Source organism: Pseudorhodobacter sp. (genome assembly GCF_030452865.1).
Taxonomy (GTDB): domain Bacteria; phylum Pseudomonadota; class Alphaproteobacteria; order Rhodobacterales; family Rhodobacteraceae; genus Pseudorhodobacter.
Map to the genome: position 1 here is coordinate 1 of NZ_JAKDLJ010000493.1, position 2,312 is coordinate 2,312.

The 2,312-nt window shown below is 54.7% G+C and carries 4 protein-coding genes; all 4 read left to right on the plus strand.

Annotated elements, in window-relative coordinates; translation table 11 throughout:
* Positions 1 to 626, plus strand: a 626-nt coding sequence (locus L0H65_RS18520; protein WP_301460677.1) for a type IV secretion system protein, incomplete at its 5' end; no start/stop codon positions are given.
* A gap of 43 nt (positions 627 to 669) precedes the next feature.
* Positions 670 to 1,326 carry a virB8 family protein gene (locus tag L0H65_RS18525; protein WP_301460678.1) on the plus strand — a complete coding sequence of 219 codons (657 nt, stop codon included), beginning with the start codon at positions 670 to 672 and terminating at the stop codon, positions 1,324 to 1,326.
* Between the two features lies 1 nt (position 1,327).
* Complete coding sequence (locus L0H65_RS18530; RefSeq protein ID WP_301460679.1) at positions 1,328 to 2,077, plus strand: TrbG/VirB9 family P-type conjugative transfer protein; 750 nt, start codon at positions 1,328 to 1,330, stop codon at positions 2,075 to 2,077.
* A 2-nt stretch (positions 2,078 to 2,079) separates the two neighbouring features.
* The coding region (locus tag L0H65_RS18535) for a hypothetical protein (RefSeq protein ID WP_301460680.1) at positions 2,080 to 2,312 on the plus strand (233 nt) is incomplete at its 3' end.

The window sequence follows — 2,312 nt, forward strand, 5'->3', positions numbered from 1 at the left end:
GTGACAATGCGGGTTGGGTCTTTGGTGCAGTTCTCGGGGTTGCCGTCTGGATAATCGCGGCATTCTTTGCGGCCGTGGCGGCAGGCATCATTGCCTATGCAAAGATCGTGCTGACGCTGATGGTGGTCTTTGCCCCGATTGCAATCGTCTGCTCACTTTTCAAGCCAACCCAAACCTTGTTTGATGCCTGGTCGCGCTCCATCATCGGCTATGCTTTCATGCCGATTGCGGCCGCAGGGGCTGCGGGTATCGTGATTGCCGTTGCGGGTCAGGTCGCGGGGTCATCCCCAGATCCGAATAATGTCGACACACTTAGCCTGATTTTTCCCTTCATCGTGGTGTTGGTGCTCTCGGCAGGCATCATGTTGGCAGTGCCAAGCATTGCCATGGGTCTGAGTGGTGCCATTGGAATTGCATCAAATGCGGTTGGGCTATCTGGGCTTGTCAAATCCGGTGCGGCAGGTGGCGGTGCCGCCGTTATGCGCGGGGCGACGGGTGCCTCACCGCAAGCGGCAAGACAGGCGATGAATACCGGATTGGAAGCGGTTGGAAAACGCGTGTCCGCCCCAGTTAAAGCGACGCCCGCCAAGCTCATGGCCGCAACAAAAGCCCTTCGCGGCAAGTGATTTTTTTGGCTGCCGCAGAGCAAGCCTATAGGAGGATTCTCTTTTGGCCAATCTAACGGATGATTTTGAGCGCGACTTGATTGAGGGTCCACGGCGCCGTGCGCGCATCGCCTATGTTCTGGCGGGGTTTGGTCTTAGCGTCGGTGTGATATCATTGCTTGCCGCCGCCTCGATCCTACCACTGAAGACAATCGAGACCCATATTGTCATCGTCGATAAGACCAGCGGTCAAATGGACCGCATAGCTGCGGTGCAAGATATTACTTTGGATGAAAACGACGCCATCATTCAAGCAAACCTCGTGGCTTATGTTGATCAGCGAGAAACCTATGATCTGACCGATAGCGAAGCCCGGATCAATTCGGTTTTGGGGCGCTCAGACGGCGATGCCGCAGTCACCCTGCGCCGTCTTTGGGACTCAGCAAATGCGGACTATCCGATCAAGGTTTACGGTCCTGATGCCAAGATTACTGTGGTGATCAAATCAGTAAATCAGCTCAAAGAAGGCGTGGCACAGGTGCGGTTTACCAAAACCCTTCGGGCGCCGCGCGATACCCGAACGGTAACACGCGGTTATGTCGCCACCGTTGGTTTTGAGTTTCGGCCGGAAACCAAGAAGCTTTTGCAAGAGGTTTGGGGCAATCCTTTGGGATTTGTCGTGACCTCGTATCGCGTTGACGCAGAAACATTGGAGAAGTGACATGATGAAATCAACTGCCCTTGCACTTCTTCTGGCACTGAGTCTGACGCCGGGGCTATCGCTAGGCTTGACCGGCCAAGCCCTTGCCGCTGGTGTGCCCAAAGCCGGTCATCGTGACAGCCGGATCAGAAACGCCGTTTATGATCCTGATCAGGTCTATGTCATTGAAACCGATCTTCGGTTTGCCACCACAATTCATTTTGGCCGGGGCGAACGATTTGAAGCCGTGATTGCGGGTGATACGGAAAGTTTCGACATCACACCGATCACTGACTTGGGCAATGTGGTGTCGATCAAACTGCATGTGTCTAAAGCCGTCACCAACATGACAGTGATCACCAACAGGCATTCCTATTCGTTTGAGTTGCGTGAGGGCCATGTTCGGGGCGCAAACGGCAAATTCTTCGAGGTTCGGTTTAGCTATCCGAGCGAAGGCAAATCGCGGGCAACAGGGCTGGCAAAGGGCTATATCTCACCGAAGAATTACAGCTACAAAATCTCTGGCAAAGCCAAATTCCAACCCTCAACCGTCTATGATGATGGCCGCTATACCTATTTCCAGTTTGCAGAAGGTGTGGAGCAACCCGCCATTTTCAAAGCCGATGAGACGGGCCGCGAACGCACCGTAAATTGGACGCAAAAAGGCTCCGTGGTTCGGGTGCTTGGGGTCAACCCTTACTGGACGTTGCGCATTGGGACCCGCGCGCTTTGCATCACCCGCGACAATACTTCTTTGAGTGTGGGGAACTGAGTATGGCACCGCAAAGCCTGGAAGACCGTCTTGCGGCAATGGAAGCGCAGACCAAAACAAAGCCCGTGCACAAAGTCAGCCTGCCGGCCGCAGGGATCGGCCTCGCCTTTGTCGCGGCTTTCGGGGCCTATTTCACAGCGGTCACGATGCAGAAAACGCCCCACACACCGCTGAAAACCTCCGATGCGCAGGATTTCCAGCACATGTTCCAGCGTCAGGGGTTCAAAATACAGCC